Raw genomic sequence first — 21,235 nt, 5'->3', positions numbered from 1 at the left:
TACGGTACCGTACGGAAGCATGCAGGACTCCACGGCCCCCCAGGAACAGGACTCCACGGCCCCCGGCCCCCAGGACTCCCCGGCCACCCGGGCGCGACGCGGCGCCCGCAAACGGCTCACCGCCGACGACTGGGCGGACGCGGCCCTCACCGTGCTCGCCGAACGCGGACTCGCCGGAGTCGCGGTGGAACCCCTCGCCGCCCGCCTGGGCACCACCAAGGGCAGCTTCTACTGGCACTTCGCCAACCGCGACGCCCTCGTCGCCGCGGCCCTCGCCCGCTGGGAGGAGACCTCCACCGAGCGCATCATCCGCGCCATGGAGGCCGCCGAAGCCGACCCCGCCGCCCGCCTCGCCGCACTGCTGCGCGGGGCGACCGCCACCGCCGCCGAACACCCCTTGGAGGTGCGGCTGCTCGCCGCCGGCGACCACCCGGAGGTCGCCGCGGCCCTCGCCCGCGTCACCGAGCGCCGCGTGGGCTATCTCGCCCACCTCTTCGAACTGCTGGGCTTCCCCGCCGACCGGGCGCGCCACCGCGGCCTGCTCGCCTACACCAGCTACCTGGGCCACGCCCAGCTCTCCCACGCCGTCCCGCAGTCGGTCCCGGCCGACCCCGCCTATCTGGCGGCCGTGACGGAGGCACTGCTCAAGCCGTGAAGGCCGCTCCTGACGGAGGAGGTCCTCAGGCCGTGACCCGGGCCGCGCGCCGGGACTCGTACCGCAGCGCCAGGCCCGTCGCCAGCGCGCCCGCGCCCTCCCAGAGGCCCACGCCGAGGAAACCGGCCGGGGCGCGGTCGCCGAGCACCGCGAGGGTGAAGACCGTGCAGGTGAGCAGCCGGAAGGGCACCGTCCAGCGGAAGAAGGACCTCCAGTCGGCCAGGGCGGCCAGCACGTAGTAGACGCCCATGTTGAGGGCCGCCATCGAGGAGGCCGTCAGGAAGAGCAGGGTGTGGTCGTCCGCGGCCCGTTCCGCACCGGGGACCGGGGCGAGGCCCATCAGGCGGATCGTGGTGTCCGGCGAGACCAGGCCCACCGCGCCGAGCGCCGCGGCGAGGACGCCGAAGACGGCCATGGTCCAGCCGGACGGGGAGCGGGGCAGACGCACGTTCGAGAGCATGCCCCCTGCATATCGTGCGGCGGGGGCCGGACACCAACCGGCCCCCGCCTCCTGTCACTTCGGATCCGGGACACTTCGGACCCACGCCCCTGCGAACCCGGGGGCACCTCGGAGCCTCCGCCCCGCGCCCCGGCGGGTCAGCCCAGCGCGGCCTTCATCATCGCCTTCGCCACCGGCGCCGCGAGCCCGTTGCCGCTGACCTCCGAGCGCGCCGCGCCGGAGTCCTCGATCATCACCGCGACCGCCACCTCCTTGCCGGTCGCCGGGTCCTTCGCGTACGAGGTGAACCAGGCGTACGGCGTCTTGCTGTTGTTCTCGCCGTGCTGCGCCGTGCCCGTCTTGCCGCCGACCTCCACGCCGCCGCCGATCGCCGCGTTGCTGCCGGTGCCCTCCTCGACGACCGTCCGCATCGCGCTGCGCAGCTGCCGCGCCGTGTCCGCCGACACCACCCGCTCGGTCGCGCCGTCCTCGTAGCTCTGCAGCGCGTCGCCGTCGGAGTCGACCACCTGCGCGACCATGTGCGGGCTCGCCAGCAGGCCGTCGTGGGAGAGGGCCGCCGACACCATCGCCATCTGGAGCGGCGTGGCCGTCACGTCGAACTGCCCGATGCCGCTCAGCGCCGTCTGCGCCTGGTCCATCCCGGTCGGGTACACGCTCGGGTAGGCGCGCACGGGGACGTCCAGCTCCTCGTCGTCGAAGCCGAACCTCTCCGCCATCGCCCTGACCTTGTCCTGGCCGAGGTCGACCGCCATCTTGCCGAAGACGTTGTTGCAGGAGTAGCGCAGGGCGGTGCGGATCGTGGCGTTCTCGCACGGCGCCGAGGCGTTCTCGTTCCTCAGCACGGTCCTGGTCCCCGGCAGGGTGTACGGCATCGGGCTGTCCGTCGCCGTGTCGACCGAGCCGTACAGGCCGTCCTCGAGCGCCGCCGCCGCGACCACCAGCTTGAACGTCGAGCCCGGCGGGAGCGGCTGCCGCAGCGCCCGGTTCACCAGCGGTTTGTCCTCGTCCTCCGTCAGCCGCCGCCACTCCTCGCCGTCCGTCATCCCGGCGATCTTCGACGGGTCGTAGGACGGGGTGGACACCATGCCGAGGATCCGGCCCGTCTTCGGGTCGATGGCGACGGCGGCGCCCTTCTTGTTCCCCAGCGCCCGGTAGCCCGCCTCCTGCACGGCCGGGTCGATCGTCGTCACGACGGTGCCGGGCTCGGCCCGCTTGCCGGTGAGCGCGTCGACCGGGTTCTTCAGCCGGGTGTCGGTGCCGTCGAGGACGTCGGCGTAGATGCCCTCCAGCTGGGTCGCCCCGTAGGCCTGCGAGCTGTAGCCCGTGACCGCCGCGTACAGGGCGCCGTCCGTGTAGTCCCGCTTGTAGGCGAGGTCGCCGCCCCTGGTCTCCTTCGATCCGGTGACCGGTGAGCCGGCCACGACGATGTTCCCGAGCGGTTCCGCGTACTGCGCGATGATCTTCCGCCGGTTGTTCTTCTCGTTCGCGAGGGCCTTGCCTTCGTACGCCTGCACCCAGGTGGCCCGGCCGAGGAGGGCGAGCACCAGGAGGAGCGTGAAGACCGAGGCGCGCCTGATCGTCTTGTTCATCCCACTGTGCGGGACGACCGGGGCGCGGCCGATCGTTCCTGATGTGTCCGGTTTCTCAGGGAACCTTCATGTGAGGACCGGTCAGGGACGTGTTCCGGGCCACGCCCCGGATCAGGCGCTCGGCCGGATGAAGCCCGACTCGTACGCCGCGATCACCGCCTGCGTACGGTCCCGGGCGCCCGTCTTCGCGAGCACCGCCGCCACGTGCGACTTCACCGTCGCCGCGCCGACCCCCATCCCGGCCGCGATCTCCGCGTTGGTCAGCCCCTTCGCCATCCGGCGCAGCACCTCCGCCTCCCGCTCGGTCAGCCGGGCCGCCCAGGCCGGTGCCGCCGGCTGCCGGCGGGCGTGCTCGGCGGCCAGCGCCCGCACCGCCGCCGGGTAGAGCAGCGAGTCGCTCGTGGCGACCAGCCGGACCGCGCTCACCAGCTCCTCCGGGGCGGCCCGCTTGAGCAGGAAACCGGCCGCGCCCGCGCGCAGCGCGTCGTACACGTAGGCGTCGTTCTCGAAGGTGGTCACGACGACGATCCGCGGCGCCGCGGGCCCGGACAGGAGCAGCCGGGTCGCCTCGATGCCGTCGAGCTCCGGCATCCGCACGTCCATCAGGACCACGTCGGGCCGCAGCTCCCGCACCACCGCCACCGCCTCGGCGCCGGTGGCCGCCTCCCCGACGACCGTCAGGCCGGGCTCGGCGTCGAGGATCACCCGCAGCGCCGTCCGCACCATCCGCTCGTCGTCCGCGAGCACGATCCTGATCACCGCGGTCCCCCTCCTCGGGGCGGCGCCCCGTCTCCCACCGGCAGGCGCGCGGCGAGCCGCCACACACCGTCCGCCGGTCCCGCCCCGGCCGTGCCGCCGAGCAGCCGGGCGCGCTCGGCCACCCCGCGCAGGCCCCGGCCGCCGTCCGGGCGGGCCACCGGTGCCGGGCGGCCCGGACCGGGCAGCGGGTTCTCCATGGTGATCTCCAGCGCGTCCCCCGACAGCGCGATCCGCGCCGTCACCGTCTCGTCCCGCGCGTACCGCACCGCGTTGGTCAGCCCCTCCTGCACGATCCGGTACGCCTCCCGCGCCACCGCGTCCGGCAGCCCGGCCAGATCCCCGCGCACCGTCAGCGCCACCCGCGGCCCGGCGCCCCGCACCAGCGCCTCCAGGGCGTCCAGGGCGTTCAGACCGGGCGCCGGGAGCGCGCCGTCGTCCTCGCCGCTGCGCAGCAGGCCCAGCACCGCGTCGAGCTCGCCGACCGTGCGCCGGGTCGTCTCCTCGATCGCGGTCAGCGCCTCGCGTACGAAACCGGGCTCGTCCGTGCCGGAGTCGAGCACCCGGCGCGCGGCCGCCGCCTGGAGCGTCACGGCGCTCAGCGCGTGCCCGACCGAGTCGTGCAGCTCGCGGGCGAGCCGGTTGCGCACCGCGAGCTCGGCGGCCCGTCGTTCGGCGGCGGCCAGTCGGTCCGCCGGGCTCGGCCCGAGCAGCCGGGGAGCCGCCGCCGCGAGCAGCGCGCCCGCCGCCGCGGCCGTCGCGGCGAGGGCGAGCAGCATCAGCAGCCCGAGCGGCGGTCCGGCCCAGACGAGCCAGGGGTGGTCCAGGTGCCAGAAGCGGCCGAGCTCCGAGGCCCGCAGGGCGGGCGAGAACGGCAGCGCGGCCACCGCGAGCGCGAACGGCGGCAGCGCCAGACTGGCCCCGCTGAGCAGCGCGCCCGTGCCCAGGTGCAGCACGAACCAGCCGGCCGTGCGCGCCCGTGCGGCCCGCCCGCGCGCCGGGCCCTCCGCGAACCGGTCGGGCGCCACCCCGCACAGCGCCCGCGCCGCCGCCACCGACATCGGCCGGGTGAGCGGGAAGAGCGCGGTGAGCGCGGCGATCGGCAGCCCCACCCCGTACGCCCCGAACTGTGCGAGCGGGCTGCCGCCGAACATCGCGGGGCCGTCCGCGAACGGCCCGACGACCAGGGTGCCGACCAGCCAGTACGGCATGAACAGCGCGCCGCCCACGATCAGGTGCAGCCAGCGCCGCCGGGCCCGCTGCCCGAACAGCACCCGCGCGCAGGGGCCCAGCCGCCCGCGGCCCGTCGGTCCGCCGCTCATCCGCCCGCGGGCCCGCGGCGGCGCAGCACCACGGCGAGACAGCCGGCCAGCAGGAATCCGGTGATCATCTCGCCAGCGTAGGCGGTGATCATCAGGCCCGTCGGCTCTTTCCCGGGATCGGCGAGCGGCAGCAGCGAGACCAGCGACATGTAGGCGCCCCAGCACCCGACCGCGGCCGAACCCACCCAGGTCAGGGCCATCGCGGTGCGGGTCCGCAGCCCGGCCGGCCGGCGCGTCACCAGGAGCAGGGTGGCGAGCGGGGCGAGGACGAGGAACAGGGCCCGGACCGCGTCCACGGTTGCCCGGTCGGCGTCGTGGCGCGCGGCGAGCTCGGGGGAGAGGCCGGCGGTCGAGCCGCAGGCCCACAGCACGGTCAGGGCGGCGGGCAGCAGCGCGAGGACGGTCGCCGCCACGGCGCCGGCCCGCACCCGGGTCCCGGTGAGCCCGGCGGGCAGCTCGCCGAGCCGCCCGGCCCAGACGTGGCCCCAGCGGTCGCGGGCGTACAGCGCGAAGAGGGCGCCGAGCGCGAGGCCCTGGACGATGAAACCGCCGTAGACGACGGGGAAGACCCACGCGTCGAGGAAGGGCTCGTCGGCCGGCCCGGAGGAGCCCCCGTCCTGTCCGGTGACGAGCGCGACGACCAGCTGCGCCGGATAGCCCGCCATGATCGGGGCGAGCAGACCGGTCGCCGCCCACATCGGCAGCACGAGCAGCCAGGCCCGCACCCGCAGCCCCCACGGCCGGGTGAGGAGCAGGGCGAGCAGCACCACGACGGCGTCCGCGAGGACGGTGAGGGAGTTGCCGACGGCCATCGCCGTCGGATGGTCGAGGAGCGCGCTCCCGTCGGGAATGCCGATCCGGCCGCCGCCGATCCACGTCACCTTGAGCGCGATGTACGGCAGGCAGGCCACGATCGCGAGCACGCGCAGCACGCGCCGGGCGGGCGAGGCGGGCGAGGCGGGGCGGCGGTCGCCGGACGCGGCGGCTGCGGTGCGGTGGGCGGGGGCCTCGGAGCGGCGTCCGGTACGGGCCGGACGGGCGGTCGGTGTCGTCATGCCCCCACGCTCCCGCGCACCCCCGCCCCTGCGCGTCCTGCCGGACGGCGAACCGCCTCCGCCGCACGGGGGAGAGGCCGCCGTCCGCGCGAAGGACCTAACATCGGCGCCGTGGGGACGGACATCGAAGGCGTGATCGAGGTACGCGGGACCGACGGGAGCTGGGAGGACCGCGCCTGGCTGGGTGACTTCGGGATCTGGCGGGAGTCGTACGCGCGGGAGGTCCTGTTCGGGTACGGCGGGGGCCTCGGGACCGTACGGGAGCTCTTCCCGCTCCGCGGGCTGCCGGCGGACGCCGCCGATCACATCCCCGACGACGAGGTCAACCACACGCACACGTACGTCACCTGGGCCGAGGTGGCGGCCGCCGACTGGGACGCGCCGCTGTGCGACGGCCCCGTCGGACCCTGGGTCGGCGAGTGGCGGCCGGGTCCGGACGGCGAGCCGGCCTTCCACGACATCGTGTGGATCCCGGACGAGGTGGAGCGCGTGGCCGACGTGGTCTTCGGCGAGGAGCTGTGCCCGTGGGAGTGGCCGGAGGGTGGCGAGGTGCCGTGGAACGGGGCCGTCTACCGCCCGGTCGTCATCACCGCCCGCATGTTCGCCCCGCCGGACGGCACGTGGGCCCCCGTCTGGGACACCATGCGCGCTCTGGCCGCCGAGCACGGGGACGAGCACGTGCGCCTGGTGGTGTGGATCGGCTGAGGTCGCCCCGATGGGTCCTCAGAGCCGCCGGGTGGCGAGCGCCAGCCGGTCGCGGGCGTCGAACAGGGCGTCCCTGATGAGCTGTTCGTGCCCCGGGGTCAGCCGGGCCACCGGCACCGAGCAGCTGATCGCGTCGCGGGCCGGGGTGCGGTAGGGGATGGCGATGCCGAAGCAGCGCAGGCCCAGGGTGTTCTCCTCGCGGTCCACCGCGTAGCCCCGTTCGCGGATCACCCGCAGCTCCTCGATCAGGCGCTCGCGGTCGGTGATCGTGTGCTCGGTGAGCGCGGGCAGCGTCTCCGGCAGCAGCTTGCGGACCTGTTCGTCGCTGTGGGTGGCGAGCAGCGCCTTGCCCAGCGAGGTCGAGTGGGCCGGCAGCCGGCGCCCGACCCGGGTGAACGGGCGCAGGTAGTGCTGGGACTGACGGGTCGCCAGATAGACCACGTTGGTGCCGTCGAGCCGCGCCAGGTGGATGGTCTCGGTGGTGTCGTCGGAGAGGCGGTCCAGGGTGGGCCGGGCGGCGGCCACCACCTCGTCGCCGTCGATGTAGGACGTGCCGACGAGCAGCGCGCGCACCCCGATGCCGTACCGCGTGCCCGTCGCGTCGGTCTCCACCCAGCCCAGCTCGACCAGGGTGCGCAGCAGCATGTACAGGCTGGACTTCGGGTAGCCGACGGCCTCCTGGACGGCGGCGAGCGAGTGCATGCCGGGCCGCCCGGCGAAGTACTCCAGCAACTCCACCGTCCGCACCGCGGACTTGACCTGCGCCCCACCCGAGTCGTTCGTCGCCATCGCCCCTCGCCCTCGCCCCTCGTCATGGCCCCGTCGGTTCCGCGGGAGTCCGGTTCCGGCCCGGGAGGCCCCTTGTGGAGACGGCTCGGCCGTCCCTAGAGTCCCGCTGTCGGATTCACCTACAGGAACCGCGTTCAGAATAGCGAACAACGTGGGCGAGGGGCGTGTCGTGGCAGCACCAGTGTGGAGTGTGGACCCCCGGACGGGGAAGGCGCGGGAGCAGGTCGCCGTGGAGGCCGACGCGGCCGAGGTCGACGCGGCCGTGCGCGCCGCGCACGCCACCCGCGGGGCGCTCGCCGACCGCGGCGCGCGGGCCCGGCTGCTGCGCGCCGCCGCCGACCTCCTGGACGCGGCCCGCGACCGGGTCGTCGAGGCCGCCGACGCCGAGACGGCCCTCGGGCCGGTCCGGCTCACCGGGGAACTCGCCCGCACCACCGCCCAGTTGCGCTACTTCGCCGGCATCGCCGAGGACGGCTCCTTCCTGGACGTGCGGATCTCCCGGCCCGACCCGACGACCACCCCGCCCACCCCCGACCTGCGGCGCACCAAGGTCCCGCTCGGGGTCGTCGCCGTCTACGCGGCCGGCAACTTCCCGCTCGCCTTCTCCGTCCCCGGCGGCGACACCGCGAGCGCGCTGGCCGCCGGCTGCCCGGTGGTGATCAAGGCGCACCCCGACCACCCGGCCACCGCGGAACTGTGCGCCGTGCTGCTGCGCAAGGCCGCCGCCGGGAGCGGACTGCCCGAGGACGTCGTCCGGCTGGTGCACGGCTTCGAGGCGGGCAAGGAGCTCGTCCGGCACCCGCGGGTCGCCGCCGCCGGCTTCACCGGCTCGGTACGGGGCGGCCGGGCGCTCTTCGACGCGGCCGCCGCCCGCCCCGTGCCCATCCCCTTCCACGGCGAACTCGGCTCCCTCAACCCGGTGGTGGTCACCGAGGCGGCGGCCGCGGCGCGGGCCGAGGAGATCGGCGCCGGGCTGGCGGCCTCCATGACCCAGGGGCAGGGCCAGTTCTGCACCAAGCCCGGCTTCGTCCTGGCGCCCGCGGGCGAGGCGGGCGACCGCTTCGTGGCCGCGCTGACCGACGCCGTGAGCGAGACCGAACCCGGCGTGATGCTCGACCACCGGATGCGGGAGGCCTTCCTCGACGGCGTGCGCGAGCGGGCCGCGCTGCCCGGCGTCACCGCGCCCGTCACCCCGGGCGCGGGCGGCGAGCACACGGTCAGCGGCGGGGTCCTCGTCACCGAGGCGGGGCCGCTGGCCCGGGGCGGACACACGGCCCTCCTGGAGGAGTGCTTCGGCCCGGTGACCGTCGTCGCCCGCTACTCCACGCGCGAGGAGCTCGGCACGGTCCTCGGCCTGCTGTCCGGGAACCTCACCGCCACCCTCCAGACCACCGAGGACGACCCCGAGGCCGCCGGACTGCTCGCCGAACTCACCCCGCTGGCCGGCCGGATCCTCGTCAATGGTTGGCCCACCGGCGTGGCGGTCGCCGACGCCCAGCACCACGGCGGCCCCTACCCGGCCACCACCTCCCCCTCCACCTCGGTCGGCGCCACCGCCATCGAACGCTGGCTCCGCCCGGTCACCTACCAGTCGACCCCGCAGCACCTGCTGCCGCCGGAACTCCGGGACGAGGAGGGCGAGTCGGCGGCGGCCGGGGCCTGAGCCGGGCCTGGCCCGAACCTGGATCCGGACCCGGCCTGATCCGTCCGTCAGCGGAGGTGCTGCCGGAAGAAGCCGGCGGCCTCGGCGCCGACCCGGACGCGGGCGTGCGGGTCGGCAGGGTCCGGGGCGAAGAAGTCGTCGTGGCGGACGTCCGGGCCGGCCGAGTGCCCGCTCGCCGTGGGGATGTGCTCCCGGTACGGCCGGGTGTCGACCTCGTACGGGTTCACCGTGTCCGCCCCGCCCCAGCGCAGGCCCACCGGCACCCGCACGGCCGCCAGGCTCTCCGGCGTCACCAGGGCGCCCAGACCGGGGGCCACCAGGAACACCGCCCGCACCCGGGGGTCCGAGAGGTCCGCCCCGGCGGCCTGCGTCCCGGCCCGGGACTCCTCGTCGAGCGGGTGCTTCGCCCGGAGCGCCTCCAGAACCCCGGGGAACTCGGGGATGTCCGGCAGCGGGACCGCCCCCGTGAGCACCGCCCACAGCAGCCGCGGATCGAGCCGGGCGCCGGCGAGGGCCGCCGCCGTGTACCCGCCGAGCGAGAAGCCCGCCACGCCGACCGGACCGAGGGGCTCCTCGGCGGCCAGCGCGTCGAGGACGAAGGAGACGTCCCGGGGGCGCTCCCACACGTGGAGGAAGCCCTCCGGCTCGTAGCCGCCGACGAAGTCGTTGCCGTGGTGGTCGAGGGCCACCACCCGGAAACCCGCCTCGCGCAGCGGCCGTACGAGCCACCCCATGGCGCTCCCGGAGCCCCCGGTGCCGTGCGAGACGACCACCAGCGGCGCCGGCCCGGCCGGGGGTCCGGCCGGCTCCCAGTGGTAGACCCGGACCGGCCGGGGCCGGGCGGGGTCCTTCAGGTCGCTCCGGGAGGCGTCGTGCAGGACGCGTGTCAGGGGCTGTTCGGGTCCGGAGATCGGCATGGCGTCATCGTAGGGATCCGGCCAAGATCCGAAAGGCCCTTGAATGCCTACGCCCCGGCGCGCGCTCGCGGTCATGCCCTCCGCCCGTGCCCGTTCCCGCGCGGCAGGCCCAGCGAGGCGAGGGCCGTCACGGAGAGGAGCACCGCGCTGATCACGAGCGAGGGGCGGAGGGCCGCGGCGACGCCCGTGGCGGCGAAGGAGCCGAAGACCGCGATCGCGAGCGCTCCCGCCGTCTGGCGGACGGCGTTGAGGAGCCGGGCCGCCGTGCCCGCGCGCTCCGGCGGCACGGCCTCCAGCATCGCGGCGATCAGCGGCGGCAGCGCGAAGCCGCAGCCCAGCGCGAGCGGGACGAGCAGCAGGGCCTGGACCGCCCGCGGGGTGTGGGCGTCCACCGACAGCAGGGCGAGCAGACCGGCCACCGCGACCACCTGGCCGACGACGATCGGGAGCCGCGCCCCGTGGCGCGCCGCGACCTTCGCGGACAGCACGTTCACCCCGGCGAGCAGACCGGTCATCGGCAGGAACATCAGGCCCGCGCCCAGCGCGGAGAGCCCGAGCACCTGCTGGAAGAAGAGGCTGAAGACGAAGACCATGCCGTAGAAGGCCACCGTGTTCGCCGCGCCCGCCGAGACCGCCACCCACACCGTCCGGTCGCGGAACAGGCCCAGCGGCACCATCGGGTGCCGCCGCCGCGCCTCGATCAGCAGGAAGGCCGCGAAGGACACCACCGCGAGCCCCAGCGCCCACCAGGCGGCCCGGCCGCCCTCGATCGCCGCGAAGGTCAGCGCGCCGAGCGCCAGCACCGCCGTCACCTGGCCCGGCAGGTCCAGCGGCGCGGGACGGCGGGCCGAGCGCCGCACCCGGGTGAGCAGCGCGAGCGCGAGCAGTCCGAGCGGCAGGTTGATGAAGAAGATCCCGCGCCAGCTCCACGCCGTGGTCAGCGCACCGCCCGCGACCGGCCCGAGGGCCACCGCCACCGTGCCGCCCGCCGCCCACAGCGACACCGCGCGGGCCCGCCGCAGCGGATCGGCGTACGCCTCGCGGACCAGCGCCAGCGAGGCCGGCAGCATCACGGCCGCCGCCGCGCCCTGCACGGTGCGCGCCGCGAGCAGCGCCGGCAGCCCGGGCGCCAGACCGCAGGCGGCCGAGGCCAGCGTGAAGACGACGACCCCCGCCCCGTACGCCCGGCTCGCGCCGACCCGGTCGGCGAGCGCGCCGCTGGACAGCAGCAGCGCGGCGAAGACCAGGGTGTACGCGTCCACCACCCACTGCAGACCGGTCAGGCCGGCCCGCAGCTCCCCGCCGATCGCGGGCAGCGCCACGTTCACCACCGAGGTGTCCAGGGTGATCAGGGCGAAGCCGAGCAGGGCGGCGGCGAGCGCCGGGCCGGGGCCGCGTCCGGCCGGCGGCGGGGACTCAACGGAGGGCGGAGCGAGGTGCGTTGTCGTCATGGGCCTCAGCCTGCGCGGCCGCAGGCCCGTACAGTAGTGGCCCGAATGCCATATGCCCGGAGGTTCTGGCCATGACCGCCGTCCACCGCGTCGCGGTGATCGCCGCCCCGCCCGTGTCGATGTTCAACCTGGCCATTCCGGAGATGCTGTTCGCCAAGGTCGAGACGGCGGACGGACCCGGCTACGAGACCCTGATCTGCGCCCCCGACCCCGGGCCGGTCGCCACCACCGGCGGCCTCGACCTGCACGTGCCGCACGGCCTGGACGCCGTGGCCGGCGCCGACACGGTGATCCTGGCCGGCAGCGGGCGGTACGACGACCCCGACCCGCGGATCCTGGACGTGCTGCGCCGGGCCGGCGCCGACGGCCGGCGGATCGCGTCCATCTGCACCGGTTCCTTCGCGCTCGCCGCCGCCGGCCTCCTCGACGGCCGCAGCGCCACCACCTACTGGGCCTACCGCGAGCTCCTCGCCGAACGGCACCCCGCCGTGGACCTCCAGGACGACGTCCTCTTCGTCCAGGACGGCCCGCTGCTGACCTCCTCCGGCTACGCCGCCGGCATCGACCTGTGCCTGCACGTCATCCGCACCGATCACGGCGCCGCCGTCGCCAACACCGTGGCCCGGCTCGCCCTCGTCGCCCCCGTCCGGCCCGGCGGCCAGGCACAGTTCACCGACACCCCGCTGCCGCCCGAGCGCGGCGCCTCCTTCGCCGCCACGCGCGCGTGGGCGATGGAACACCTCGACCGCCCGCTCACCCTCACCGACCTCGCCCGGCACGCCGGCGTCTCCGTCCGCACCCTCTCGCGCCGCTTCCACGCCGAGACCGGGGTCAGCCCGCTCCAGTGGCTGCTGCACCAGCGCGTGGAGCGGGCCCGGGAGCTCCTGGAGACCACCACGCTGCCCATGGACGCGCTCGCCCGCGCCTGCGGCCTGGGCACCGCCGACTCCCTGCGCCACCATCTGCTGCGCCGCACCGGCCTCACCCCGAGCGCCTACCGCGCCTCCTTCAACCGCCTCCCCGGCACGGGGCCGGGCCGCCCGCGCGTGCGCCCGCTCACACCGGCGGCCGCGGCGGAATGAATGCCGCGGGCCGGGACGTTCCCGTCACGGAACACCGGCACCGCCGTGTCCGCCCGCACGCCCGCACCGAACCCCGTAGGAGAAGCCACCCATGCGCGTCGAGATCTGGAGCGACATCGCCTGCCCCTGGTGCTACATCGGCAAGGCCCGCTTCGAGAAGGGGCTCGCGGCCTTCGCCCACCGCGACGAGGTCGAGGTCGTGCACCGCTCCTTCGAGCTCGACCCGCACCGCGCGAAGGGCGACACCGGGCCGGTCCTGGAGATGCTCGCGCGCAAGTACGGGCGGACGCTCGACGAGGCCCGGGCCATGGAGGCGCACGTCGCGCAGAACGCGCGGTCGGAGGGCCTCGGGTACCGCACGGAGGGCCGTGACCACGGCAACACCTTCGACATCCACCGGCTGCTGCACCTGGCCAAGGAGCGCGGCCTGCAGAGCGAGCTGCTCGACCTGGCCTACCGGGCCAACTTCGCCGAGGAGCGGTCCGTCTTCGACGACGAGACCCTGGTGGCCCTCGCGGTCGAGGCCGGTCTCGACGAGGCCGAGGCGCGCGCGGTGCTCGCCGACTCCACCGCGTACGCGGAGGCCGTGCGGGCCGACGAGCGCGAGGCGGCCGAGCTGGGGGCGAACGGCGTGCCGTTCTTCGTCCTCGACCGGCGCTACGGGGTCTCCGGCGGCCAGCCCGCCGAGGTCTTCACCCAGGCCCTGGAGCAGGCCTGGCAGGGGCGTGTCCTGGAGCCGGTCGGCGGGGACGCGGCGGCCTGCGACGTCGACGGCGGCAGCTGCTGAGCGGAGGCGTCCGGGCGGTGCCCGCCGCCCGCGCCCCGTACCCTCCCGCCTATAAGGCTTTCTTGGGAATTCTCCATGATCTATCGCAATTGACGTGAGATCGTGGAGAATCCACTCTGGGCCCATGGAATCCGTGGAGCATCTGGAGCCGTTGGGCGGGGCCGAGTTCGCCCCCAAGCAGACCTATCTGAACACCTCCGCGTGCGGGCTGCTGCCCCGCCGCACGATCGACGCCGTCACCGCGCTCGCCGAGGAGACCGCCGACGGACGCCCCGGCGGCGCCGGGGACTTCGAGGTGGTCGACGAGGCCCGGGCGGCCTTCGCCCGGCTCGCGCACACCGCCCCCGACCGGGTCGCGGTCGGCAGCTCGGTCTCCGTCCACGTCGGCATGGTGGCGCAGTCCATGCCGGCCGGGGCCGAGATCCTGTTCCCCGAGGGCGACTTCTCCTCCGTCATCACCCCCTTCACGGTCCGCGGCGACCTGAAGACCCGCTTCGTGCCGCTGGACCGGCTCGCCGAGTCGGTGCGGCCGGAGACCGCGCTCGTCGCCTTCTCCGCCGTGCAGTCGGCGGACGGGCGCACCGCCGACCTCCCGGCGATCCGGGCCGCGGCGGCGGCGCACGGCGCCCGCACCCTGCTCGACGCCACCCAGTCCGCGGGCTGGCTGCCGCTGTACGCGGGGGAGTGGGACTTCACCGTCTCCGGCGGCTACAAGTACCTGCTCTGCCCGCGCGGGGCCTCCTTCCTCACCGTCACGGAGGAGGCGCAGGACGCGCTGCTGCCGATCCACGCGGGCTGGGTCACCGGCGAGGAGCTGTGGGTCAACAGCTACGGGCCGGTGCGCGAACTCGCCCGCTCCGCCCGCCGGTTCGACGAGCCGCCGGCCTTCCTCTCGTACCACGGGGCGGCCCGCTCGCTGGCCCTGCTCGAAGAGCTCGGCATCGAGCGGATCGAGGCGCACGTGAAGGCCCTCGCGGCCCGCTTCCGGGCCGGCCTCGCCGCGCTCGGCCACCCGGCGGTCGCGGACGACTCGACGGTCGTCGGCGTGCCGGGCCTGGGCGACCGGGCGGAGCGGCTGCGGGCGGCGGGCGTGCTGCTGTCGGCCCGCGCGGGCAATCTGCGGGCCTCCTTCCACCTCTACAACTCCTCGGCGGACGTGGACCGGGCCCTCGACGCGCTGGCCGGCTGACCGGAGGCCGAGGCCGCCGGCCGCTTCAGCGGCTCAGCACTCGCCCGCCTCGCCGCACAGGTTCTCCTCCAGGCGGGCGAGCAGCCGGGTCAGCTGGGCCCGGTCCTCCGTGTCGAGCCCGGCCAGGGTGCGCTCCTCCAGGGTGACCCAGGCGGCCTCGACCCGGGCGCGCAGGGCCTCGCCCTCCTCCGTCGGCTCGACCAGGACGGCCCGCCGGTCGTCCGGGTCGGGCCGGCGGCGCACATGGCCGCACTGTTCCAAGCGCTGGAGCATCTTCGTGACCGTCGACGGGTCGAGCCCCAGCGACTGGATCAGCGCCGACTGGCGCACCGGCCCGCAGTCCCAGAGGGCCATCATCAGGAACTCCTGGCCCGGGTAGAGGTCCGCCTCCCTGAGCAGCCGGGCCGCCGCGATCCGGTGCAGCCGGGCCACCCGGGACAGCGCGTGGCTGGCCGGGCCGCCCCGGGCGGCCGACGGCAGGCCCGCGGGGGCGGGGTGGGGACAGAAGGGTTCGGTTCCGGACACGGCTCTCCTCCAGGGTTTCTGCCCCCAGATTAACTTGGTCGGCCAAGAGATGGGCTACAGTAAGCCTCGCGGCGAATCGTTGGCCGACCACATATTTATTCTTGGCCGACCACATAACGCTCGCCGCTTCTCCATGCCTGGCCGACCACACCTGACCCGGGAGGGCCGCCGTGACCACCGCCTTCGACCCCATCGACCTCGCCGGCGCACGCCTCGCCAACCGCATCGCCATGGCCCCCATGACCCGCAGCCGGGCCGAGACCGAGCGCCGCGTCCCGACCCCGCTCACCGTCGAGTACTACGCCCAGCGCGCCTCCGCCGGCCTCATCATCACCGAGGGCGTGCAGCCCACCGCCGTCGGCCAGGGCTACCCCGACACCCCCGGCCTGCACAGCGCCGAGCAGATCGCCGCCTGGCGCGAGGTCACCGACGCCGTCCACGCCCGCGGCGGCACGATCTTCGCCCAGCTCATGCACGCCGGCCGGATCAGCCACCCCGAGGTCCTCGGCGCGGGCCTGCACCCCGTCGGCCCCTCCCCGGTCACCCCGGCCGGACAGCTCTTCGCCGGGCCCGGCATGAAGGACTTCACCGCCCCGCTCGAACTCACCCCGGACGGCATCCGCGAGACGATCGAGGGCTTCGCCACCGCCGCCCGCAACGCCGTCGAGGCCGGCTTCGACGGCGTCGAGATCCACGGCGCCAACGGCTATCTGGTGCACCAGTTCCTGGCCACCAACAGCAACCACCGCACCGACGAGTGGGGCGGCCCCGTCGAGAACCGCATCCGCTTCGCCGTCGAGGTCGTCCGGGCCGTCGCCGAGGCCATCGGCCCCGAGCGCACCGGACTGCGGATCTCCCCGGCCAACGTCTACAACGACATCGCCGAGACCGACACCGCCGAGCTCTACCCCGCGCTCGTCGCCGCGATCAACCCGCTCGGCATCGCCTACCTGCACGTCACCGAGCCGGTGGCCGAGGTCCGCGAACTCACCCACACCCTGCGCAAGCTGTTCACCGGCACCTTCGTGCTCAACCCGGCCACCGAGGGCCCGACCGGACCCGAGGCCCTGACCCTGATCGAGGACGGCACCGCCGACATCCTGGCGTACGGCGCCCTCTTCCTCGCCAACCCCGACCTGCCCGCCCGGCTCCGGGCCGCGGGCCCGTTCAACACCCCCGACCCGGCCACCTTCTTCGGCGGCGACCACCGCGGCTACACCGACTACCCGGCCCTGTAGCCCCGTACGGGGTTGCCGGGGAAGGCCCGCACGGGTCAGGCCGACCAGGCCTCCGTCACCGCCCGGCGCGCGCCCTCCAGGTCCACGGCGCGGCCCGTCTCCGCGAGGGCCGCGCCGAGCGCCGCGAGCGAGGACTGCACCGCGCCGGGGGTGGCGTCCACCCCGTAGTGGTTCACCCGGATCATCTCCTTCGCCAGCGCCCCGCCGCCCGCGATCAGCGGCAGCGAGGGGTCGGCCGCCAGCGCCTTCGCGACCAGCTCCGAGGCGTCCACACCGGCCGGGGAGCGCAGCGTCGTCGCCACCGGCGCCGCGTCCTTCGCCTCGTGCACGTACGGCTCCAGGCCGCCGCCCAGCGCCAGCGCACCCGCCCGGGTGGCCGCCGCGGCCGCCGCGTGCCGCGCCATCAGCGCGTCGAGGCCCTCGGTCTCGATCCGGTCCAGGCAGGCCTCCAGGGCCAGCATCTCCAACTGCGCCGGAGCGTGCAGCAGCGCCTTGCGGCCGCCGTCGATCCAGCGCTCCTTCCAGTCCAGGAGCGAGAGGTACGAGCGGCGCGGTGCCGCCGGGTTGGCGGCGAAGCGCTCCCAGGCCCGCGCGCTCACCGACACCGCCGAGACACCGGCCGGGCCGCCCATCGCCTTCTGCGCGCCGATGATGCACATGTCCACGCCCCAGGCGTCCGGCAGCACCGGCTCCGCGCCGATCGACGCCACCGCGTCCAGGTAGAACAGCGCGCCGTGCGCCCGCACGACCTCGCCGATCTCCGCGACCGGATTGGTGTTGCCGGTCGCCGCCTCCGCGTGCACCAGCGAGACGAAGTCGATCTCCGGGTGCTCCTCGAAGGCCCGGGCCACCTGCTCGGCGGTCACCGCCGTGTGGAAGGGCACCGCCAGGTCGACCACGGTCGCCCCGCAGTCGCGCAGCCAGTCGCCGAAGGTCTGCCCGTAGGGACCGGTGACGATGTTCAGGGCCGTGGAACCGGCCCGGGCCCCGCTGCGGATGCAGCCCTCCAGCGGCAGCAGCGCCTCGCCCTGGGTGATCACCACGTCCTGCTCGGTGGAGAGCAGCGCGGCCACCCGCCGCTCGATCGACGCGAAGTGCGCGGCGGTCAGCGGGGCGAGGTCGAGGAGCGGGTGCGTCACGGTCACGGTGGTGCCTTCTTCGGTTCGGATCGGTGCGGGCAGGGCCTGGGTCAGGGTACCCAGGGGCCTCGTAGAGTGCGGGTATGAGCGATCACGCGGTGCTGCATGTGAAGGGGCGGGTGCTCGTCGGCCCGGAGGACGTACGGGACGAGCTGTGGTGCGTGGACGGGCGGATCACCTTCGAACGCCCGCCGGCCGCCGCCGGGGAGACCCTCTCCGTCGAGGGCTGGGTGCTGCCCGGCCTGGTCGACGCCCACTGCCACGTGGGCCTGGACAAGCACGGCCCGGTCGACGAGGTCACCGCCGAGAAGCAGGCGCTCACCGACCGGGACGCGGGCACCCTGCTCATCCGCGACGCGGGCTCGCCCTCCGACACCCGCTGGATCGACGCCCGCGAGGACCTGCCGAAGATCGTCCGGGCCGGCCGGCACATCGCCCGCACCCGCCGCTACATCCGCAACTACGCCCACGAGATCGAGCCGGACGAGCTCGTCGCGTACGTCGGCCGGGAAGCCCGGCGCGGCGACGGCTGGGTCAAGCTGGTCGGCGACTGGATCGACCGCGACCTCGGCGACCTGGCCCCGTCCTGGCCGCGCGCCGAGGTCGAGGCGGCGATCGCCGAGGCGCACCGGCTGGGCGCCCGGGTCACCGCGCACTGCTTCGCCGAGGACTCGCTGCGCGACCTGGTCGAGGCCGGCATCGACTGCGTCGAGCACGCCACCGGCCTGACCGAGGACACCATCCCGCTCTTCGCCGAGCGCGGCGTCGCCATCGTCCCCACCCTGGTCAACATCGCGACCTTCCCGCACCTCGCGGACGGCGGCGAGCAGAAGTTCCCGCGCTGGTCGGCGCACATGCGCCGGCTGCACGAGCGGCGGTACGACACGGTGCGCGCCGCCTGGGACGCGGGCATCCCGGTCTTCGTCGGCACCGACGCGGGCGGCTCCCTGCCGCACGGCCTGGTCGCCGCCGAGGTCGAGGAGCTCACGAAGGCGGGCATCCCCGCCCTGGACGCCCTCTCCGCCACCGCGTGGCGGGCCCGCGACTGGCTGGGCCGTCCCGGGCTGACCGAGGGCGCCCCGGCCGACCTCGTCGTCTACGGCGAGGACCCGCGCGCCGACGTCCGGGTCCTCGCGGACCCGCGCCGGGTGGTCGTCAACGGCCGGGCGATCGCCTGATGCCGGGTCAGTCCCTGGTGTAGAAGGCGAGCCGGGCCCGCTTCTCCGGGATGAAGACCTCCGGCAGGTCCACCTCGGGCAGCACGACCTCGGGGCCCAGCTCGAAGCCGGTACGGGCGAGCCGGGCCAGCACCTTCTCGTTGGCGGCGTCCGGCTCGCCCACGATCCGGCTCCGCCCGGTCAGCGCGAAGTCGATGAGGACCGTGAGCAGCGACTCGGTGAAGCGCGGCTCCGGCGCGGCCGTCGGCGCGAGGAACAGGTGCACGCCGATGTCGCCCGGCCGGGCCTCGTAGCACTCGGAGATCCGGTCGGCCCCGGGGTCGTACGTCTGGAAGACGGCCACCGGCTCGTCGTCGCGGCGGACCAGGAAGCCGTGGTGCGTGGTGAGCGCGTCCAGGTGGGCGTAGATCTCCCAGACCTGCTCGACGGTGGTGCCGTGCATGCCCCAGAAGCGGGCGCGCTCCTCGTTCACCCAGGCGTGGATCAGCGGGGCGTCGGCGTCCGGGTCGATGCGGTCGACGCGGACGGTGCCGAAGCCCTCGACGGTCTGTACGTGCTCAGTCCTGCTCATGCTCTTCCTTCACGAGGTGGGTCCAGTCGGTGGTGACGGGGGCGAGTTCGCCCCGCAGCCACAGGGGGAGCTGGTCGCGGTGGTGCGGGTCGCCGGGCACCCCGGAGGCGCCGAACGGCACGATCCACCGGCTGCGTTCGCGGTCGGCGAGGTCCCACACGTAGCGGGCGGCGGAGGCCCGGGCGCTGCGGTCGGTGTAGCCGGGCACGCTGGAGGTGGAGAGCACGCAGTCGTGGTCGCCGGCCAGCCCCGGCCACCGCGCGTCGGCCTCCGGGTCCGGGTCGGGCAGTGCCTGCCAGGGCGCGAGCCGGTGCGTCACGCCCCACGCGGGCGGCGCCTCCCCGGCCGCGGCCTCCTCCAGGGCCTCGCGCACGATCCGCACCAGGTCCGCCTCCGGCACCGGCCCGCGGGTCAGCAGGGTCTCCAGGGCGAGCCCGACCCGCCCGCCGAGCGCCAGCCAGGGCTGGAAGAGCTCGGGGTACGGGGCGGGTTCGCGCAGCGCCGCGAAGGCCCCGTGGCCGGTGAGCCGGCGCACGACCGCGCCGCGCACCGCCGCGTAGAGCCCGGCGTCCGTGCTCTCGGCGGCCATCCGCCGGTCCCAGCCGAGCAGGCGCGCGCGCACCGCTCGGGCGGCGGGGGAGAGCGCGGTCTCCTCGGCGGCGGCGATCCGGTCGAGCAGCGGCCGGGCGGCCGGGTTGTCGGTGTCGGTGTGCACGGCGGCGGTCGCGTCCGGGGTCCAGGAGTCGGAGGCGGCGAGCAGCGCGGCGATCCGGTCGGCCCGGTGCGACGGGGCGAACTCGACGCCCAACGGGGCGGCGAGACCGCGGGCGTTGGCCATCACGGCGAAGCCCTCGGGGCCGACCTCGGCGCGGGGCAGCGGGGCGGGCCCGTCGGCCCAGGCGTACCGCGCCTCCCAGGCGGGCACCACGCGCAGCGCGTTGGCCCGGTCCCGCACCGGCACGTGCCCGGCCACCCGGTGCAGCAGCCCGCCCTCGGTGTCGGCGGCCTGCACCACGTTCACCGGCTCCACCCACGCGGCGAGGGCCCGGTCCACGTCGCCGACGCGGCGCGCCCGCAGCAGCGCGGGCAGCGCCGCGAAGCCCAGCTCCCCGGTGACCCGCGGCGCGTACCGGAGGCTGATCGCCTCCCACTCCCCGGCCCCGGCGGCCTCGCCGTCGACGATCACCGGGCCGCGGGCCGTCTCCACCACCTCGACCGGGACCGGCGCGGCCGCGTCCCGCACCCGGACGGTCTCGGTGTGCGCGGTGGCCGGCTCCCAGCCGTCCGGGCCGAGGGCCTCGATCCGCCCGTCCGGGAGCCGGCGCAGCCGCTCGCGGTAGAGGTCCTGGTAGTCGGCCATGGCGTTGGTGATGGCCCAGGCCACCGTGCCGGCGTGGCCGAAGTGGGCGAGCCCGGGGACGCCCGGGACGGCCAGGCCGAGCACGTCGTAGTCGGGGCAGGACAGCCGGATCTGCTGGTAGACGCCGGGCGCCTCGATGAAGCGGTGCGGGTCGCCGGCGACGATCGGCGCGCCGCTCGCCGTGCGCGCGCCGGAGACCAGCCAGCCGTTGGAGCCGGCCGTGCCGGGGCCGTCGGCGGCGAAGAGCTCGGTCCACTCCTCGCCGAGGAGCGCCGCGACCCGGTCGCGCCACAGCTTGGTAGGGAAGCCGGCGAAGAGGATGTGGGTGGAGAGCCAGACGGCCAGCGGCGTCCAGGGCTCCCAGCGGCCCGGCCGCAGCCCGGTCGCGGCGAACTCGGGCGCGCGCCGGGCGCCCGCCGCGAGCCCCTCGTTGACCCCGTCCCCATAGGCCCGCAGCCAGGCCGCGGTCTCGGGGTCCAGCCGGTCGAGGCAGCGGCGCGCGGTGTCGGCCAGCCGGGCCCGGCGGACGAAGACGTCCCAGCCGGCCTCCGCGGCACCCAGGAACTCCGCGGTGGTGCCCTGGGCCCGGTGCCGCTCGACCTCCAGCTGCCAGGCCCGGTCGCGGGCGGTCACCAGGCCCTGGGCGCGGGCCAGTTCGAGCGGGTCGGCGGCGCGCAGATGCGGCACGCCCCAGGCGTCCCGGAAGACCTCGATGCTCACGCGTACGACCCCGATCAGATCAATGTTTCTTAGGTTAGGCTGGCCTAAATTAATCTACAGGAGCCGGGGAAGGGCTCACACGGG

Annotated in this window: 20 protein-coding genes; 8 read left to right on the top strand and 12 right to left on the bottom strand. The window is 75.4% G+C overall.

All coding sequences use genetic code 11. The features are described 5' to 3' along the window. The first annotated feature begins 19 nt into the window (after positions 1–19). Positions 20–655, top strand: a complete 636-nt coding sequence (locus ACIGW2_RS16865) for a TetR/AcrR family transcriptional regulator (protein ID WP_399844233.1) — start codon at positions 20–22, stop codon at positions 653–655. A 25-nt stretch (positions 656–680) separates the two neighbouring features. Here the strand turns inward: ACIGW2_RS16865 and ACIGW2_RS16860 are convergent, their stop codons facing one another. The 5 genes from ACIGW2_RS16860 to ACIGW2_RS16840 form a co-directional block, all read right to left on the bottom strand. After that, entirely contained in the window at positions 681–1,115 is a 435-nt protein-coding gene (locus ACIGW2_RS16860) for a hypothetical protein (RefSeq protein WP_399844230.1), read from the bottom strand. 137 nt (positions 1,116–1,252) lie between these two features. Then, positions 1,253–2,704: a peptidoglycan D,D-transpeptidase FtsI family protein gene (locus tag ACIGW2_RS16855; protein WP_399844229.1), complete on the bottom strand. Its 1,452-nt coding sequence runs from the start codon at positions 2,702–2,704 to the stop codon at positions 1,253–1,255. Between the two features lie 111 nt (positions 2,705–2,815). Beyond that, positions 2,816–3,430 carry a response regulator gene (locus ACIGW2_RS16850; protein ID WP_391655345.1) on the bottom strand — a complete coding sequence of 205 codons (615 nt, stop codon included), beginning with the start codon at positions 3,428–3,430 and terminating at the stop codon, positions 2,816–2,818. 29 nt (positions 3,431–3,459) lie between these two features. Continuing rightward, entirely contained in the window at positions 3,460–4,782 is a 1,323-nt protein-coding gene (locus ACIGW2_RS16845) for a sensor histidine kinase (protein ID WP_399844227.1), read from the bottom strand. Beyond that, entirely contained in the window at positions 4,779–5,837 is a 1,059-nt protein-coding gene (locus ACIGW2_RS16840) for a hypothetical protein (RefSeq protein WP_391655290.1), read from the bottom strand. The genes ACIGW2_RS16845 and ACIGW2_RS16840 overlap by 4 nt, the downstream gene beginning before the upstream one ends. Positions 5,838–5,948: 111 nt before the next feature. Between ACIGW2_RS16840 and ACIGW2_RS16835 the strand changes: the two genes are divergently transcribed. Continuing rightward, the gene (locus ACIGW2_RS16835; protein ID WP_391655291.1) at positions 5,949–6,542 is read left to right on the top strand and encodes a hypothetical protein; all 594 of its coding nucleotides are present in this window, start codon (positions 5,949–5,951) and stop codon (positions 6,540–6,542) included. 18 nt (positions 6,543–6,560) lie between these two features. Here ACIGW2_RS16835 and ACIGW2_RS16830 read toward each other — a convergent pair whose 3' ends face one another. Continuing rightward, entirely contained in the window at positions 6,561–7,331 is a 771-nt protein-coding gene (locus tag ACIGW2_RS16830) for an IclR family transcriptional regulator (RefSeq protein WP_399844224.1), read from the bottom strand. A 169-nt stretch (positions 7,332–7,500) separates the two neighbouring features. On the opposite strand from ACIGW2_RS16830, the gene ACIGW2_RS16825 reads away from it, so the two are divergent. After that, positions 7,501–8,994: an aldehyde dehydrogenase family protein gene (locus ACIGW2_RS16825; protein ID WP_399844222.1), complete on the top strand. Its 1,494-nt coding sequence runs from the start codon at positions 7,501–7,503 to the stop codon at positions 8,992–8,994. 47 nt (positions 8,995–9,041) lie between these two features. On the opposite strand, the gene ACIGW2_RS16820 is transcribed toward ACIGW2_RS16825, so the two are convergent. Together ACIGW2_RS16820 and ACIGW2_RS16815 are read right to left on the bottom strand one after the other, a co-directional pair. Continuing rightward, complete coding sequence (locus ACIGW2_RS16820; protein ID WP_399844220.1) at positions 9,042–9,911, bottom strand: alpha/beta hydrolase family protein; 870 nt, start codon at positions 9,909–9,911, stop codon at positions 9,042–9,044. A 71-nt stretch (positions 9,912–9,982) separates the two neighbouring features. After that, positions 9,983–11,362 carry an MFS transporter gene (locus ACIGW2_RS16815; RefSeq protein ID WP_399844218.1) on the bottom strand — a complete coding sequence of 460 codons (1,380 nt, stop codon included), beginning with the start codon at positions 11,360–11,362 and terminating at the stop codon, positions 9,983–9,985. A 71-nt stretch (positions 11,363–11,433) separates the two neighbouring features. Here ACIGW2_RS16815 and ACIGW2_RS16810 point away from each other — a divergent pair, with 71 nt between their 5' ends. The 3 genes from ACIGW2_RS16810 to ACIGW2_RS16800 all read left to right on the top strand — a co-directional run bounded on the left by ACIGW2_RS16810 (position 11,434) and on the right by ACIGW2_RS16800 (position 14,420). Further along, positions 11,434–12,444: a GlxA family transcriptional regulator gene (locus ACIGW2_RS16810; protein WP_391655295.1), complete on the top strand. Its 1,011-nt coding sequence runs from the start codon at positions 11,434–11,436 to the stop codon at positions 12,442–12,444. Between the two features lie 91 nt (positions 12,445–12,535). After that, positions 12,536–13,231, top strand: coding sequence for a DsbA family oxidoreductase (locus ACIGW2_RS16805; RefSeq protein WP_399844215.1), 696 nt, complete (start codon positions 12,536–12,538; stop codon positions 13,229–13,231). Between the two features lie 124 nt (positions 13,232–13,355). Then, a complete protein-coding gene (locus tag ACIGW2_RS16800; protein WP_391655297.1) occupies positions 13,356–14,420 on the top strand; it encodes an aminotransferase class V-fold PLP-dependent enzyme in 1,065 nt (354 codons plus the stop codon). Between the two features lie 33 nt (positions 14,421–14,453). Here the strand turns inward: ACIGW2_RS16800 and ACIGW2_RS16795 are convergent, their stop codons facing one another. Beyond that, positions 14,454–14,945 (bottom strand): MarR family winged helix-turn-helix transcriptional regulator, encoded by a 492-nt coding sequence (locus ACIGW2_RS16795; RefSeq protein WP_399844213.1) that lies wholly within the window; start codon positions 14,943–14,945, stop codon positions 14,454–14,456. A 170-nt stretch (positions 14,946–15,115) separates the two neighbouring features. Here ACIGW2_RS16795 and ACIGW2_RS16790 point away from each other — a divergent pair, with 170 nt between their 5' ends. Further along, the gene (locus ACIGW2_RS16790) at positions 15,116–16,183 is read left to right on the top strand and encodes an alkene reductase (protein ID WP_361588545.1); all 1,068 of its coding nucleotides are present in this window, start codon (positions 15,116–15,118) and stop codon (positions 16,181–16,183) included. A 35-nt stretch (positions 16,184–16,218) separates the two neighbouring features. On the opposite strand, the gene ACIGW2_RS16785 is transcribed toward ACIGW2_RS16790, so the two are convergent. Then, entirely contained in the window at positions 16,219–17,322 is a 1,104-nt protein-coding gene (locus ACIGW2_RS16785; protein WP_391655346.1) for a pyridoxal-phosphate-dependent aminotransferase family protein, read from the bottom strand. A gap of 83 nt (positions 17,323–17,405) precedes the next feature. On the opposite strand from ACIGW2_RS16785, the gene ACIGW2_RS16780 reads away from it, so the two are divergent. Beyond that, complete coding sequence (locus ACIGW2_RS16780) at positions 17,406–18,500, top strand: amidohydrolase family protein (RefSeq protein WP_391655300.1); 1,095 nt, start codon at positions 17,406–17,408, stop codon at positions 18,498–18,500. Positions 18,501–18,507: 7 nt separating this feature from the next. Here the strand turns inward: ACIGW2_RS16780 and ACIGW2_RS16775 are convergent, their stop codons facing one another. Together ACIGW2_RS16775 and ACIGW2_RS16770 are read right to left on the bottom strand one after the other, a co-directional pair. Beyond that, a complete protein-coding gene (locus ACIGW2_RS16775) occupies positions 18,508–19,071 on the bottom strand; it encodes a GNAT family N-acetyltransferase (RefSeq protein WP_399844210.1) in 564 nt (187 codons plus the stop codon). Next, positions 19,058–21,151, bottom strand: a complete 2,094-nt coding sequence (locus ACIGW2_RS16770; RefSeq protein WP_399844208.1) for a penicillin acylase family protein — start codon at positions 21,149–21,151, stop codon at positions 19,058–19,060. The genes ACIGW2_RS16775 and ACIGW2_RS16770 overlap by 14 nt, the downstream gene beginning before the upstream one ends. Positions 21,152–21,235: the final 84 nt, after the last annotated feature.

The organism is Streptomyces sp. NPDC053541 (assembly GCF_044544705.1).
Taxonomy (GTDB): Bacteria; Actinomycetota; Actinomycetes; order Streptomycetales; family Streptomycetaceae; genus Streptomyces.
Note: the sequence above shows the minus strand (reverse complement) of the source record. Positions and strands in the feature narration are given on the sequence as shown.